The following is a 14143-nucleotide window of genomic DNA, read 5'->3' as shown; positions in this document are numbered from 1 at the left end:
CCGCGCGCCGGTCTCGTACGCCATCGTCAGTGGGCGTCGAGGGTGACCGTGAAGGAGAAGCGGTCACCGCGGTAGTGGATGCGGGCCACGTCCAGGGCGCGGCCGTCCTCGCCGTGCACGATGCCCGTGTAGTGCAGGATCGGGCTGAGCAGCGGCACCTGGAGCAGCCGGGCCGTCTCCGGATCCGCGAGCCGCGCCTCCACCGTGTCGGTGATCCGGCTGATGCGCACACCCACCACGTCCCGCAGCACCTTGGTCATGGGCCAGCGCACCAGGTCCTGCGGGTCGATCCGCGCGGCCAGTTCGGGACGGACGTAGTTGCGCGCGTGGTTCGTCGGCTCACCGGTCTTCTCGTCGCCGCGCAGCCGGTGGTACGTCCCCACCTCGGCCAGATCCGGGAAGTACTCGGCGAGTTCGGCCGGCACCGGCACGCTCCCGTGGTCCAGCAGCTCGGTCGTCATGCCCGACTGCTGCGCGACGATCGTGTCCACCGAGCCCAGCAACCGCACCGGAGCGCCCCGTTGCGCGCTCGGCTCGATGAACGTGCCCCGCCGCCGATGGCGGGTGATCAGTCCCTCGTCCTCCAGCTCCTTGAGCGCCTGCCGCATGGTGAGCACACTCACCCCGTAGTGGCCCGCCAACCGCTCCTCGGTCGGCAGGCGCAGCGGTTCCTGGGGCGAGCGCCCGAGTATCGAGGCGCGCAGGGACTGCGACACCTGGTACCAGAGCGGGAGTTTGCGGTTCAGGACGATCGAGTCCGGGGCGAAGGAGGTCACGAGGGATATCCGTACCGGTCGCCGACGCTCAGTGCAACGGGCCGAAGTGCCGCTGGAGGCCCCGCCACACGTCGTCGTACCCGCGCTGCAGATGTTCCGCGTGCGCCGCCTGCGCCGTGGCGGTCACCGGCCACCGGGTCTCGAACATGAACGCCAGCCCGTCGTCGATCTTCTGCGGCCGCAGCTCGGCGGCGCTGGCCCGGTCGAAGGTCTCCCGGTCCGGCCCGTGCGCCGACATCATGTTGTGCAGCGAACCGCCCCCCGGAACAAAGCCCTCCGCCTTCGCGTCGTACGCCCCCTCGATGAGCCCCATGTACTCGCTCATCACGTTCCGGTGGAAGTACGGCGGCCGGAAGGTGTCCTCGCCCACCAGCCAGCGCGGCGCGAACACCACGAAGTCGACCCCGGCGAGGCCCGGGGTGTCGCTCGGCGAGGTCAGCACCGTGAAGATCGACGGATCCGGGTGGTCGTAGCTGATCGTGCCGATCACATTGAAACGGCGCAGGTCGTAGACGTAGGGCACATGGTTGCCGTGCCACGCGACGACATCCAGCGGCGAGTGGTCGTACGTCGCCGTCCAGAGGTTGCCGCAGAACTTGTTGACCACCTCCACCGGGCCCTCGACATCCTCGTACGCGGCGACGGGAGCGAGGAAGTCCCGCGCGTTGGCGAGTCCGTTGGCGCCGATCGGGCCGAGGTCGGGCAGCTGGAAGGGCGCCCCGTAGTTCTCGCACACATAGCCGCGGACCGTCGGGCTCTGTCCGCCCTCGGACGCGGCGTCCAGCAGCTCCACCCGGAAGCGGACCCCACGGGGAATCAGCGCCACCCCGCCCGGCTCCACGTGCAGCAGCCCGAACTCGGTTCGCAGCAGCAGCCCGCCCCGCTCCGGCACGATCAGCAGCTCCCCGTCGGCGTCACTGAAGACGCGGTCCATCGAGGAATCGGCGTGATACAGGTGCACGGCCATGCCGGTGCGCTGGGTCGCGTCGCCGTTGCCGCCCAGCGTCCACAGGCCCGCGAGGAAATCGGTGCCCCGCGCCGGCTCCGGCAGCGGGTTCCAGCGCAGCCGGTTCGGGTCGGGCTCGGTCTCCGTGAAGGGCGCCGAGCGCAGCGCCCCGTTGTCCGTGCGCGTGAACGCAGGGTGCGCGGCCGAGGGACGGATCCGGTACAGCCACGAACGCCGGTTGTGCGCCCTCGGCTCCGTGAACGCCGTACCGCTCAGCTGCTCCGCGTACAGCCCGAGAGGGGCGCGCTGGGGCGCGTTGCGGCCGTGCGGCAGCGCCCCGGGGAGCGCCTCCGAGCTGTGTTCGTTGCCGAATCCGGTGAGGTAGGTCAGCCCCTCGGCCGTCTTCCTCGCGTCCCCGCTCATGATCGCTCCCTTGCGCCTGATTCCTATGCTTCACCGTAGGATTCAGTTTTTTCGCGCGCAAGAGGTACACCGAGGCGCGTGGCCGACGAACGCGCGGCGCCGGAACCTCACTGCGGAGTACATCCCAGGGCTGGCGGTACGGCCCAAGAACCCGACTCCAGGGGGATCCGCCTGTCAGAGCGTTGTTCTAATGTCCCCGGCATGTCGTGGAAGCGTGGAGCGCTCGCCGCGCTCGCGGTCTGCGCCCTGCTCGGCGGATCGGCGGGCTGCGGCACCGGCGCCGCGCACGAGCGGAGGGACGCGGTGTCGCCCTCACCCGTGGGCAAAATCCTGGACGATACGGACAAAGAAGGACGGCATTACCGTGAGGTCGACAAGAAGAGCGCACCCGAGGTCGCCATCGAGGTCCAACCGGCCTCCGACGACGGCTGGGACGTCCGCCTGACCGTCCACCGCTTCCACTTCTCGCCCGCCGCCGCCAAGGCGGAAGCCGTGGCCGGCCGCGGCGTCGCGCTGCTGTCCCTGGACGGCCGGGCCCTCGCCACCCTGCGCACCGCCGAGTACCACCTCGCCGACGACCTGGTCCCACGCGGCACCCACCACGTCACCGCGCGCCTGTACGCCGACGACCGCACGGCGTGGGCCGTCCACGGCAAGCCCGTCGAGAGCACGGCGGACATCACCGCCTCCGGGGCCGCCGCATCGACCCAGCCCTCGACGACCACCTCGCCGCCCCCGTCGACCCCCGCCTCCACACCGACATCGACACCGAACGGAAACGACGTCGCGGGCCGTACCGGCACCGGAGGTTCACCGGATCCCGGCGGAAAGGCATCATGAAGCCTGTGCCCCAAGCGACCTCGCTGCGCCGCGCGCCCGTTCAGCGGCGCAGCGCCGAACGACTGACCAGGATCCTCGACGCCTGTGCCGACCTCCTCGACGAGGTCGGCTACGACGCCCTGAGCACCCGGGCCGTGGCCCAGCGCGCGGGCGTCCCCATCGGCTCCGTCTACCGCTTCTTCGGCAACAAGCGCGCCATGGCCGACGCACTCGCCCAGCGCAACCTCGAGCGCTACACCGAACGCGTCACCGAACGCCTCCGCGCGACCGGCGCACAGGGCTGGCGCGCCGCCATGGACGCCGTACTCGACGAGTACCTCGCCATGAAGCGCACCGCCCCCGGCTTCTCCCTCGTCGACTTCGGCAACCAGATACCCGTCGGCACCCGCGACGCCGAGCCCAACACCCGCGTCGCCGACCGCCTCACCGACCTCCTCTCCGACTACCTCGACCGCACCCCCGACGAGGACCTGCGGCGCACCTTCCTGGTCGCTGTGGAGGCCGCCGACAGCCTGGTCCACCTGGCCTTCCGGATCGCCCCGGACGGGGACGAGCGGATCATCGGGGAGGCACGGGAGCTGCTGCGCGCGTATCTGGCCAGGGTTCTGGACTGAACCGCTCCACCGCTCTCATGCCCCCCGCTGAAGCGCGCGGACCCGGGGGAGAGGCACGCGATTTCCCGACCTCACCCCCGCAAAGCCCTCCCTCCCATCCGTACCGGTCGGTATGCTCGGCCCGGTCCGTGTGTCACCGCCGCCACCGTCCTCCGGGAGGACCCGTGTCCCGCACCTCCGGCGCCACCCCCGAGGCGCGCACCGCCCTGCGCGTCTGCCCCCTCTGCGAGGCCACCTGCGGGCTGACCCTCACCATCGAGGGCACCCGGGTCACCGGTGCCCGCGGCGACCGCGACGACGTCTTCAGCAAGGGGTTCATCTGCCCCAAGGGCGCCTCCTTCGGTGCCGCCGACGGCGACCCCGACCGGCTGCGCACCCCCCTCGTCCGCACGGACGGCGAGCTGCGCGAGGCCACCTGGCAAGAGGCCTTCGACGCGATCGCGGCGGGCCTCGGCCCGATCGTCGAGCAGTACGGCCCCCACGCCCTCGGCGTCGTCCTCGGCAACCCGAACGTGCACACCATGGCCGGCGCCCTCTACCCGCCCGTCCTGCTCACCGCACTGCGCACCCACAACGTCTTCACCGCCTCCACGCTCGACCAGATGCCCAAACACGTCTCCAGCGGCCTGCTCTACGGCGACGCCCACGCGATCCCGGTCCCGGACCTCGACCACACCGACCACCTCCTCCTCATCGGCGCCAACCCCCTGGAATCCAACGGAAGTCTGTGCACCGCCCCCGACTTCCCCGGCAAGCTCAAGGCCCTGCGCGCCCGCGGCGGCACCCTGACGGTCATCGACCCGCGCACCACCCGTACCGCCAAACTCGCCGACCGCCACGTGACCATCCGCCCCGGCACCGACGCCCTGCTGCTCGCCGCGATGACGTACGTCCTCTTCGAGGAGAAACTCGTCGACCTGCGCGACCTCGCCCCGCACGTCCAGGACGTCGAAGAACTCGCCATCGCCGTACAGGACTTCACCCCCGAGGCTGCCGGCGAGGCCTGCGACGTGGACGCCGACACCATCCGCGCGCTCGCCCGCGAACTCGCCGCCGCCCCCACCGCCGCCGTCTACGGCCGCATCGGCAGCTGCACCGTCCCGCACGGCACCCTCGCCAGCTGGCTCGTCGACGTCCTCAACATCCTCACCGGCAACCTCGACCGCCCCGGCGGCGCCCTCTTCCCGCAGGCCGCCACCGACAAGACCCCCCGCCCCGCCGGACCCGGCCGCGGCTTCGCGCTCGGCCGCTGGCACAGCCGGGTGAGCCGCCACCCCGAAGCCAAGGGCGAACTCCCGCTCGCCGCACTCGCCGAGGAGATCGACACCGCCACACCCGAGGGCAGCCCCGTCCGCGCCCTCATCGCCATCGCCGCCAACCCCGTACTGTCGGCACCCGACGGCAACCGCCTCGACAAGGCCCTCGACTCCCTCGACTTCATGGTCAGCGTCGACCCGTACCTGAACGAGACCGCACGCCACGCCGACGTCGTGCTGCCGCCGCCCCCGCCCTCCCAGAGCGCCCACCACGACTTCGCCTTCAACACCCTCGCCGTACGCAACCAGGTCCGCTACAACCGCCCCGCCGTCCCCCTCGAACCGGGCCGCATGGCCGAGACCGAGATCCTCGCCCGGCTGGTGCTCGCCGCCACCGGCATGCACGGCGCCGACCCGTCCGCAGTGGACGCCATGGTCATCGACTCCACCCTCGGCAAGGCCGTCCAGGACCCGCACGGACCCGTCCACGAACGCGACCCGAAGGAACTCGCCACGCGGCTCACCGGCGAGAGCGGACCCGAACGCAGGCTCGACATGATGCTGCGCCTCGGCCCCTACGGCGAGGGCTTCGGCGCCCGGCCTGACGGCCTGAGCCTGGAGAAACTGCTCGCCCACCCGCACGGCATCGACCTCGGACCGCTGCGCCCGCGTCTGCCGCAGCCACTGAAGACGCGCAGCGGAAAGATCGAGCTGCTGCCTGCACCGATCGTCGACGATCTTCCCCGGCTGCGCGCCGCCCTGCGCGAGCGCCCGGCGGCGATCGTCCTCGTCGGCCGCCGCCATCTGCGCTCCAACAACAGCTGGATGCACAACGTCCCCGCCCTCACCGGCGGCACCAACCGCTGCACCCTGCACATCCACCCCGAGGACGCGGCACGCCTCGGCCTCGCCGACGGAGCGGCCGTGCGCGTCAAGGGCGCCGGGGGAGAAGTGACCGCCGCGGCCGAGGTCACGGACACCGTACGACGCGGGGTGGTGAGCCTGCCGCACGGCTGGGGACACGACCGCCCAGGCACCCGGATGAGCCATGCGGCCCTCGACCCGGGCGTCAACGTCAACCAGCTCCTCGACGGCTCGCTCCTCGACCCGCTGTCGGGTACGGCGGTGCTCAACGGGGTGCCGGTGGAGCTCGCAGCGTGCCCGTAGCGGACCTCCGCTCACCGAGACAAGGCTGTGACCTGGAGTTTTGCGCTTATTGCTCGCGTGTCAACATCTTGTTAACGCAATCTTGCGCGACCTAACGTCATCGGACCGCCGTCCCTGGTGGGAGTTCAAGGGCGAACGTTAGGTAATCCAACTCATGCTGACCATCCTCGGCTTCACCATGATCGCGACCTTCCTGGTCCTGATCATGCTGAAGAAGATGTCGCCGATCGCGGCGCTCGTGCTGATCCCGGCACTCTTCTGTGTCTTCGTCGGAAAGGGCGCCAAGCTCGGTGACTACGTCATCGACGGCGTCACCAGCCTCGCCCCCACGGCGGCGATGCTGATGTTCGCGATCGTCTACTTCGGTGTGATGATCGACGTCGGTCTCTTCGACCCGATCGTCCGGGGGATCCTCAAGTTCTGCAAGGCCGACCCGCTGCGAATCGTGGTCGGCACGGCGGTCCTCGCCGCGATCGTCTCCCTCGACGGCGACGGCTCGACCACCTTCATGATCACGGTCTCGGCGATGTACCCGCTGTACAAGCGCCTCAAGATGAGCCTGGTCGTGATGACCGGCGTCGCCGCCATGGCCAACGGCGTCATGAACACGCTCCCCTGGGGCGGCCCTACGGCCCGCGCCGCGACCGCGCTGAAGCTCGACGCCAGCGACATCTTCGTCCCGATGATCCCGGCCCTCGCCGTCGGCCTGCTCGGCGTCTTCGCCCTCGCGTACGTCCTCGGACGCCGCGAGCGCAAGCGGCTCGGCGGGCTGACGCTGGAGGAGGTCCTGGAGCCGGAGACCGAGACGGTGCTCGTCGGCACGGGTGCGGGCGCCTCCGGCGACGGCGCCGCCCTCACGAAGAAGGCGGCGCGCACGGGTGGTTCGGGCTCCGGCACCGGGACCGGCGCCGATCTGCCCGAAGAGGACGACGACTTCCAGGGTCTCGACCCCCACCGCGCCACCCTGCGTCCCAAGCTCTACTGGTTCAACGCGCTCCTCACGGTCACGCTGCTCACCGCCATGATCATGGAGTGGCTGCCGATCCCGGTCCTCTTCCTGCTCGGCGCCGCACTCGCGCTCACCGTCAACTTCCCCCACATGCCCGACCAGAGGGCCCGTCTCGGCGCCCACGCCGAGAACGTCCTCAACGTCTCCGGCATGGTCTTCGCCGCCGCCGTCTTCACCGGCGTCCTCCAGGGCACCGGCATGGTCGACCACATGTCCAAGTGGCTGGTCTCCAACATCCCCGACGGGATGGGCCCGCACATGGCCCTCGTCACCGGTGTCCTCAGCATCCCGCTCACCTACTTCATGTCGAACGACGGCTTCTACTTCGGTGTCCTCCCGGTCCTCGCCGAAGCGGGCCAGGCACACGGAGTCTCGTCCCTGGAGATCGCCCGCGCCTCGCTCGTCGGCCAGCCGCTGCACATGTCCAGCCCGCTGGTGCCCGCCGTATACGTCCTTGTCGGCATGGCGAAGGTCGAATTCGGAGACCACACGAGGTTCGTGGTGAAGTGGGCGGCGCTGACTTCGCTGGTGGTGTTGGGGGCGGGGATCCTGTTCGGCATCATCTGACGGGCGGGTGACGACTGACAGTTCCTGTCATCCGGCAACTGTTCTCTGCAATCCGTCATCTGTAATCCGTCATCGGATGGAGGGGTGTCCCCGTGGGGCCCGGTCGGAACCGCGGCTGGCTGCTGCGCCTCGTCATCGCCTTCGGCTTCGCGCAGGGGGCGGTGTCGATGGCCCGGCCCGCCGTCTCCTACCGGGCCCTTGCCCTGGGCGCCGACGAACGCGCCATCGGTGTGATCGCCGGTGTGTACGCCCTGCTGCCCCTCTTCGCCGCCGTACCGCTGGGCCGCCGTACCGACTACGGACGTTGTGCGCCGCTGCTGCCCGTCGGGGTCATCCTCATCGCGGGCGGTTGTGCGCTCAGCGGTACGGCGGACTCGCTGGGGGCGATGGCTGCCTGGAGCGGGGTGATGGGCCTGGGGCACCTCTGCTTCGTCATCGGAGCCCAGTCGATCGTGGCCCGGCAGTCCGCGCCGCACGAACAGGACCGCAACTTCGGCCATTTCACCATCGGCGCCTCCTTGGGCCAACTGGTCGGGCCGATCGTCGCGGGCCTTCTGATCGGAGGCCCGGACAGGGCGGGCAGCAGCGCGCAGGCCCTGCTCGTGGCGGGTGCGCTCGCCGCGGTGTCGTTCACCTCGCTCTGGCGCATCGAGCACCGTACGCCCGCCGAGTCCCGTACGGCTCAGGGCGACCGTGTGCCCGTGCACCGCATTCTGCGTGCCCGGGGCGTACCCGCCGGAATCCTCATCAGCCTCTCCGTGCTGTCCGCGACGGACATCCTGACCGCGTATCTGCCCGTGGTCGGCGAGCACCGGGGCATCGCGCCGTCCGTGATCGGTCTGCTGCTCAGTCTGCGTGCGGCGGCGACCATCGCCTGCCGACTGGTCATGACGCCGATGCTGCGACTGCTGGGCCGGGCGGCGCTGCTCACCGTGACCTGTCTGGTGGCGGGTGTGCTGTGCGCGGGTCTCGCGCTGCCCGTGCCGGTGTGGGTGCTGGCCGCGATGTTGCTGGTCCTCGGCTTCTGTCTGGGTGTCGGCCAGCCGCTGTCCATGACGACGGTCGTGCAGGCCGCCCCGGTCGAGGCCCGCTCCACGGCTCTGGCCCTGCGGCTCACCGGCAACCGTCTGGGGCAGGTGGCCGCCCCGGCCGCGGCGGGGCTGGTCGCCGGGGTCGCCGGTGTGGCCGCGCCGTTCGTGATGCTGGGCGCGCTGCTGGTGCTGTCCTCGGGGGTGGCGCTGCGCTCGCCGAGGAAGGCGCCCGCAGGCCGTGCCGAGCCGGTACGGGCCGCAGTGCCCCTGCGTCGCAAGAGCGACATCTGACCTTCCCGGCCGGCCCGACGAGGGTGCCGCGAAGTGTCTGTCGGGCCGGTAGACGATCGTCCGTTTCCGCCGCGCCCGAACAGGGGCGGGAACCGACACGCCGGATCCCGCCGGGTGTCTTCCCCCGAGTGGTCGCGGTCCGTTAACTTCCGTGACTCATACGTCCCTTGCGGCCCGCTCGGGGCGTCTCGACCGCGGAGCGACAGCGCCCTTGAGCCCCCGGGGGCACCCTTCATGACACGCGCCATCTCCCTGCACCAGGTCAGCAAGTCGTATACGCGCGGGGTCCGCGTGGTGGAGCGGCTGTCGCTGGACATCCGGCCGGGCGAGTTCCTCGTCCTGCTCGGTCCCTCCGGCTGCGGCAAGTCGACCGTGCTCAGGATGATCGCCGGCCTGGAGAACGCCACTGAGGGCGAGGTACGTCTCGACGGTGAGGACGCGGGCGATCTGCCGCCGTCCGAGCGGGACATGGCGATGGTCTTCCAGAACTTCGCCCTCTACCCGAGCATGACGGGCCGCGACAACATCGGCTTCCCGTTGCGCATCGAGGCCCCCGGCGAGGACCCGCGTCCGCGTGTCGACGCCACCGCCCGGATGCTCGGCATCGAGGACCTCCTCGAACGGTTCCCTCACCAGCTGTCGGGCGGCGAGCGCCAGCGCGTCGCGATGGGCCGAGCGATCGCCCGCCACCCTTCCGCCTTCCTGATGGACGAACCGCTCTCCAACCTCGACGCCAAGCTCCGCAACCACCTGCGCGCCGAGATCGCCTCGCTCACCAGGCAGTTGGGTGTCACCACGGTGTACGTCACCCACGACCAGGCCGAGGCGCTGTCGCTCGGCGACCGGGTCGCCATCCTGCGGGGCGGCGTCCTCCAGCAAGTGGGCACACCCCGTACGGTCTACGCGCTGCCCGCGAACGTCTTCGTCGCCGCCTTCATCGGCACCCCGCGCATCAATCTGCTGCGCGGCCTGGTCCGGGCCCCGCTCGACGGGGCCATGACGATCAGCCTCGGCAAGCAGTATCTGCCGCTGCGCGAGCCCTGGTCGGTGGATCAGCGGTTGCTGCGGGTGCAGCAGGGCCGCGAGGTCATCGTCGGGCTGCGTTCCGAGGCCGTCCGCCTGGCCGAGCCGTCGGAGGCCCGGCCCGGCGAGGTGGCGATCAGCGGTCTCGTCGAGCATGTGGAGTTCCAGGGGCACGAGGTGCTCGTCCACTTCAACACCGGCTCGCGGCCCGCGTTCGTCCCGGATCTGGAGGCACCGCGCCCGGTCCGCCCGGTCAGGCGCCGCCGTCGCGAGGGCTCGCTCCTCGACCGTCTCCGGGACCGCCGCGCCGGTCTGCGGGCCGGCCCGGTGGTCGACCTCGACGACCCCGCCGACGTGGGTCCCGCGCGCGACGACGAGACACCGCCGGAGGGCCGGCTCCCCGGCGACCTGGTGGTCCGCACCACCCCCGACTTCGACCTCCGTCACGGCATGCAGGTGCCCCTCCTCGTCGACCTCGCCCATCTGTTCGTCTTCGACCGGCACGGCGAACGCATCTGCCCCGCTCCGGCGCGGCTGCCGGACCTGGACGAGTGAGGTGAGCAGGGTGAGTCGCGGGAAGACGTCTGGCGCCTGAAAACTAACACCGCTAGTTTGTGGGTCGGACGACGCCGCGAGGCGGACGGCACGCCCCCGCCCGGGAGGAACACGATGAAGGCACATGACGGCATGTACATCGACGGTGCCTGGCGCCCCGCCGCCGGGACGGAGACGATCGAGGTCGTGAACCCGGTGGACGAACAGGTTCTCGGCCGGGTTCCGGCGGGCACGGCCGAGGACGTCGACAGGGCAGTACGGGCCGCCCGCGTCGCCTTCCCCGCCTGGGCCGCGACCCCGCCCGCCGAGCGGGCCGCGCGGCTCGCCGCCCTGCGTGACGTCCTCACCGCACGCAAGGACGAGATCGCCGAGACGGTCACGGCGGAGCTCGGCTCCCCGATGTCCTTCTCGCAGGCGGTCCACGCGGCCGTACCGATCATGGTCGCGGGCTCCTACGCCGAACTGGCGGCCACCTTTGCCTTCGAGGAGAAGGTCGGCAACTCGACCGTCTACCAGGAACCGATCGGTGTGGTCGGCGCGATCACGCCCTGGAACTACCCGCTGCACCAGATCGTCGCCAAGGTCGCCCCCGCGCTCGCGGCGGGCTGCACGGTCGTCCTGAAGCCCGCCGAGGACACCCCGCTCACCGCCCAGCTGTTCGCCGAGGCGGTCGAGGAGGCGGGCGTCCCGGCCGGCGTCTTCAACCTCGTCACCGGCCTCGGCCCGGTCGCGGGCCAGGCCCTCGCCGAACACCCGGACGTGGACCTGGTCTCCTTCACGGGCTCCACGGCGGTGGGACGGCGGATCGGAGCGACGGCCGGTGCGGCCATCAAGCGGGTCGCCCTCGAACTCGGCGGCAAGTCCGCCAACGTCATCCTGCCGAGCGCCGACCTCGCCAAGGCCGTCAACGTCGGCGTCGCCAACGTGATGTCCAACTCCGGCCAGACGTGCAGCGCCTGGACCCGCATGCTCGTGCACGCCGCCCAGTACGAGGAGGCGGTCGCACTCGCCGTGACCGCCGCGGCGAAGTACGCGGAGCGCATCGGCCCGGTCGTCAACGCCAAGCAGCAGGCACGGGTTCGCGGTTACATCGACAAGGGCGTCGCCGAGGGCGCCCGGCTCGTCGCGGGCGGCCCCGAATCCCCGCGCGAGCAGGGGTATTTCGTCCAGCCGACCGTCTTCGCGGACGTCACGCCGGAGATGACGATCGCGCAGGAGGAGATCTTCGGCCCGGTGCTTTCGGTGATCCCGTACGAGGACGAGGAGGACGCCGTCCGGATCGCCAACGGGACGGTGTACGGGCTCGCGGGGGCGGTGTGGGCGGGTGACGAGGCCGAGGCGGTCGCCTTCGCGCGACGGCTCGACACCGGGCAGGTCGACATCAACGGCGGCCGGTTCAACCCCAGTGCCCCGTTCGGCGGTTACAAGCAGTCGGGGGTCGGACGGGAACTGGGCGCGCACGGCCTGTCCGAGTACCTCCAGACGAAGTCCCTCCAGTTCTAGCCCGTTCCACTCCACTCCACTCCGTTCCGTTCCACTCCATTCCCGTCAGTTCCAGAGTTCTGGGCCGAGGAGCTTTTACGTGGTTCGCGCTGCCGTACTTCCCGCCGTGGGCGCCCCCCTGGAGATCGTTGAGATCGATCTCCCGGCGCCCGGTCCCGGTCAGGTCCGTGTCCGGCTGGCCGCCGCCGGGGTCTGTCACTCCGACCTCTCGCTGTCCGACGGCACCATGCGGGTGCCCGTCCCCGCCGTCCTCGGGCACGAGGGTGCCGGAACCGTCGTCTCCGTCGGGGAGGGCGTGACAGGTGTTGCGCCCGGCGACGGAGTCGTCCTCAACTGGGCGCCCTCCTGCGGAAGCTGCCACGCCTGCTCGCTGGGGGAGGTGTGGCTGTGCGCCAACGCACTGACCGGCGCGGGCGACGTGTACGCGCGGCGCGCCTCCGACGGGAGCGACCTCCATCCCGGCCTGAACGTCGCCGCGTTCGCCGAGGAGACCGTCGTGGCCGCCGGCTGCGTCCTGCCCGTCCCGGACGGCGTCCCCCTCACCGACGCCGCCCTCCTCGGCTGCGCCGTCCTCACCGGGTACGGCGCCGTCCACCACTCGGCGCGGGTGCGTGCCGGTGAGTCCGTCGCCGTGTTCGGGGTGGGCGGGGTCGGGCTCGCGGCGCTCCAGGCGGCGCGGATCGCGGGCGCGTCGCAGGTCATCGCGGTGGACATCTCTCCCGAGAAGGAGTCACTGGCACGCGAGGCCGGTGCCACGCACTACGTCGTCGCCTCCGACACCACCGCCCGCGAGATCCGCTCCCTCACCGGCAAGCAGGGTGTCGACGCCGCCGTCGAGTGTGTGGGCCGTGCCGTGACCATTCGCGCGGCCTGGGACTCCACCCGCCGCGGCGGGCGTACGACGGTCGTCGGCATCGGTGGCAAGGACCAGCAGGTCACCTTCAACGCGTTGGAGATCTTCCACTGGGGCCGTACGCTCTCCGGCTGCGTGTACGGCAACTCCGACCCTGCGCGGGACCTGCCGGTGCTGGCGGAGCATGTGCGCGCGGGGCGTCTGGATCTGGGGATGCTGGTGACCGAGCGGATCGGGCTGGACGGGATCGCGGGGGCGTTCGAGAACATGGTGGCGGGGAAGGGCGGACGAGCGCTGGTGGTGTTCTAGCCTCGGGTGGCTTGGCTGTCGGCGGGCGTGTGGGGGCTGGTCGCGGGGTTCTCCGGGTCCCGGAAAGCTGTGGACCGGGGGCGGGAGCGGGACACCGCGACGCCTGCCAGGCACAGTGCGCCGCCCGCGAGCGTGAGCAGCGCCGGTACCTCGTCGAGGAACAGCCAGGACATCGCGACGACGAGCGCGGGCACCGCGTAGGTCGTCGCGCCCATCCGGCTCGCGGTGGTCCGGGCCAGCGCGTACGCCCAGGTCGTGAACGCCAGCGCGGTCGGGAAGACGCCCAGGTAGAGCACGTTGAGGGTGGCGGTGGCGGGCGCGTTCGCCACGTCGTGGACGAGTTGCCCCGCGAACGGCAGGCACGCCACCGTCCCGACCAGACATCCGAACGTGGTCACCTGGAGGGCGCTCGCCCGCCCGAGCGCCGGCTTCTGCGCGACGACCCCCGACGCGTAGCCGACGGCGGCGAGCAGACACAGGACCACTCCCAGCACCGAGGACCCGCCCCCGCCGGACATCGACAGCCCCACCGCGACCGCCCCCGCGAACGACACCGCCATGCCCGCGAGCAGCCGCGGCGGCATCGCGTCGCCGAGGAGCCGGGAGCCGAGGAGCGCGATGAGGATCGGGCCGATGTTCACGACCAGCGCCGCCGTGCCGGCGTCCACCTGCTGCTCACCCCAGTTGAGCACCACCATGTAGAAGCCGAACCAGAGCAGGCCGGATATCGCGATCCCGCGCCAGGCGGCGCGCGGCGGCCACCCCTCGCCGCGTACGAGACACAGGGCGCCCAGCGCGACGGATCCCGCCAGCAGCCGCCCGAGTGCCAGCGCGCCCGGCGCGTACGCCGCGCCGGCGCTGCGGATCGACACGAAGGCGGAGGCCCACAGCACGATGGTGACGGTCGCGGCGCCCGCCGCGAGCAGGTCCGCGCGGCGGGCGGAAGCGGGGGAGGTGGCGTTCATCATGGTCCCGAGGCT

General features: G+C 71.3%; 11 protein-coding genes. 8 read left to right on the top strand and 3 right to left on the bottom strand.

What is annotated here, in order from left to right:
- Nucleotides 1–26: 26 nt before the first annotated feature.
- The gene (locus ACIRA5_RS44990) at nt 27–776 is read right to left on the bottom strand and encodes a GntR family transcriptional regulator (protein ID WP_054231081.1); all 750 of its coding nucleotides are present in this window, start codon (nt 774–776) and stop codon (nt 27–29) included.
- A 28-nt stretch (nt 777–804) separates the two neighbouring features.
- Nucleotides 805–2145 carry a homogentisate 1,2-dioxygenase gene (hmgA, locus tag ACIRA5_RS44985; protein WP_403701833.1) on the bottom strand — a complete coding sequence of 447 codons (1341 nt, stop codon included), beginning with the start codon at nt 2143–2145 and terminating at the stop codon, nt 805–807.
- A gap of 201 nt (nt 2146–2346) precedes the next feature.
- On the opposite strand from hmgA, the gene ACIRA5_RS44980 reads away from it, so the two are divergent.
- The 8 genes from ACIRA5_RS44980 to ACIRA5_RS44945 all read left to right on the top strand — a co-directional run bounded on the left by ACIRA5_RS44980 (nt 2347) and on the right by ACIRA5_RS44945 (nt 13163).
- The gene (locus ACIRA5_RS44980) at nt 2347–2985 is read left to right on the top strand and encodes a nuclear transport factor 2 family protein (protein WP_403701831.1); all 639 of its coding nucleotides are present in this window, start codon (nt 2347–2349) and stop codon (nt 2983–2985) included.
- The gene (locus ACIRA5_RS44975; RefSeq protein ID WP_403701829.1) at nt 2982–3599 is read left to right on the top strand and encodes a TetR family transcriptional regulator; all 618 of its coding nucleotides are present in this window, start codon (nt 2982–2984) and stop codon (nt 3597–3599) included. Before ACIRA5_RS44980 ends, ACIRA5_RS44975 begins: the two co-directional genes overlap by 4 nt.
- 164 nt (nt 3600–3763) lie before the next feature.
- Nucleotides 3764–6022 carry a molybdopterin oxidoreductase family protein gene (locus ACIRA5_RS44970; protein WP_403701826.1) on the top strand — a complete coding sequence of 753 codons (2259 nt, stop codon included), beginning with the start codon at nt 3764–3766 and terminating at the stop codon, nt 6020–6022.
- Between the two features lie 154 nt (nt 6023–6176).
- On the top strand, nt 6177–7598 hold the full coding sequence (locus ACIRA5_RS44965; RefSeq protein WP_403701823.1) for a CitMHS family transporter: 1422 nt from the start codon (nt 6177–6179) through the stop codon (nt 7596–7598).
- Between the two features lie 92 nt (nt 7599–7690).
- Nucleotides 7691–8920, top strand: coding sequence for an MFS transporter (locus ACIRA5_RS44960; protein ID WP_403701820.1), 1230 nt, complete (start codon nt 7691–7693; stop codon nt 8918–8920).
- A 234-nt stretch (nt 8921–9154) separates the two neighbouring features.
- A complete protein-coding gene (locus ACIRA5_RS44955) occupies nt 9155–10498 on the top strand; it encodes an ABC transporter ATP-binding protein (RefSeq protein WP_403701816.1) in 1344 nt (447 codons plus the stop codon).
- A gap of 114 nt (nt 10499–10612) precedes the next feature.
- Nucleotides 10613–12001 carry an aldehyde dehydrogenase family protein gene (locus tag ACIRA5_RS44950; protein WP_403701813.1) on the top strand — a complete coding sequence of 463 codons (1389 nt, stop codon included), beginning with the start codon at nt 10613–10615 and terminating at the stop codon, nt 11999–12001.
- 79 nt (nt 12002–12080) lie between these two features.
- Entirely contained in the window at nt 12081–13163 is a 1083-nt protein-coding gene (locus tag ACIRA5_RS44945) for a Zn-dependent alcohol dehydrogenase (protein ID WP_403701810.1), read from the top strand.
- Here ACIRA5_RS44945 and ACIRA5_RS44940 read toward each other — a convergent pair.
- Nucleotides 13160–14128, bottom strand: a complete 969-nt coding sequence (locus ACIRA5_RS44940; protein WP_403702037.1) for a DMT family transporter — start codon at nt 14126–14128, stop codon at nt 13160–13162. The two genes, ACIRA5_RS44945 and ACIRA5_RS44940, sit on opposite strands and share 4 nt — an antisense overlap.
- Between the last annotated feature and the right edge of the window lie 15 nt (nt 14129–14143).

Source organism: Streptomyces sp. NPDC096311 (genome assembly GCF_044763085.1).
GTDB lineage: Bacteria > Actinomycetota > Actinomycetes > Streptomycetales > Streptomycetaceae > Streptomyces.
Note: the sequence above shows the minus strand (reverse complement) of the source record. Positions and strands in the feature narration are given on the sequence as shown.

Excerpts from the sequence above, each read along its gene's own strand:
- hmgA (WP_403701833.1), bottom strand. The coding sequence starts at position 2,145 with ATGAGCGGGGACGCGAGGAAGACGGCCGAGGGGCTGACCTACCTCACC.
- ACIRA5_RS44980 (WP_403701831.1), top strand. The coding sequence starts at position 2,347 with ATGTCGTGGAAGCGTGGAGCGCTCGCCGCGCTCGCGGTCTGCGCCCTG.
- ACIRA5_RS44975 (WP_403701829.1), top strand. The coding sequence starts at position 2,982 with ATGAAGCCTGTGCCCCAAGCGACCTCGCTGCGCCGCGCGCCCGTTCAG.
- ACIRA5_RS44965 (WP_403701823.1), top strand. The coding sequence starts at position 6,177 with ATGCTGACCATCCTCGGCTTCACCATGATCGCGACCTTCCTGGTCCTG.
- ACIRA5_RS44955 (WP_403701816.1), top strand. The coding sequence starts at position 9,155 with ATGACACGCGCCATCTCCCTGCACCAGGTCAGCAAGTCGTATACGCGC.
- ACIRA5_RS44950 (WP_403701813.1), top strand. The coding sequence starts at position 10,613 with ATGAAGGCACATGACGGCATGTACATCGACGGTGCCTGGCGCCCCGCC.
- ACIRA5_RS44940 (WP_403702037.1), bottom strand. The coding sequence starts at position 14,128 with ATGAACGCCACCTCCCCCGCTTCCGCCCGCCGCGCGGACCTGCTCGCG.